The 608-nt window shown below is 57.4% G+C and carries 1 pseudogene; it reads right to left on the bottom strand.

The features are described from left to right. Positions 1–608 (bottom strand): annotated as a pseudogene (locus tag ACFHWW_RS34090) (arsenic resistance protein); the annotation flags it as partial.

The following is a 608-nucleotide window of genomic DNA, read 5'->3' as shown; positions in this document are numbered from 1 at the left end:
GCAGTATCAGCACGGGCACCTCCACGAGCGGTCCGATGACCGCGGCGAAGGCCACTGGCGATGCAAGACCGAAGGCGGCAATGGCAACCGCGATCGCCAGTTCAAAATTGTTGCCCGCTGCCGTGAATGCCACGGCGGTGGTGCGCGGATAGTCGGTGTCGATCAGTTTCGCCATGAAGAAGCTGACGGTGAACATAATGACGAAGTAGATCGTCAGGGGGATTGCGATCAGGACGACATCGAACGGCAGCCTTACGACATCGCCACCCTTCAGACTGAACATCGCGACGATGGTGAACAGCAGCGCCGCAAGGGTGATTGGGCTGATCTTCGGAAGGAAGGCGTTCTCGTACCAGTCCTTGCCCTTTGCCTTCGTAAGAATGCGGCGCGACAGGTAACCGGCGAGGAACGGTATCCCGAGATAGATCAGCACTGCTTCGGCGATCGTCCAGAAGGACACGTCGATCACGCTTCCTTCCAGGCCGAAAAGCGGCGGCAGAAAAGTGAGGAAGAACCAGGCGTATATGCTGAAGAAGAGTATCTGGAAGATCGAATTGAAGGCGACGAGACCTGCAACGTATTGATTGTCGCCGCGGGCAAGCTGGTTC

It is taken from the genome of Sinorhizobium sp. P24N7 (genome assembly GCF_042436655.1).
Lineage (GTDB): Bacteria > Pseudomonadota > Alphaproteobacteria > Rhizobiales > Rhizobiaceae > Sinorhizobium > Sinorhizobium meliloti_A.
Note: the sequence above shows the minus strand (reverse complement) of the source record. Positions and strands in the feature narration are given on the sequence as shown.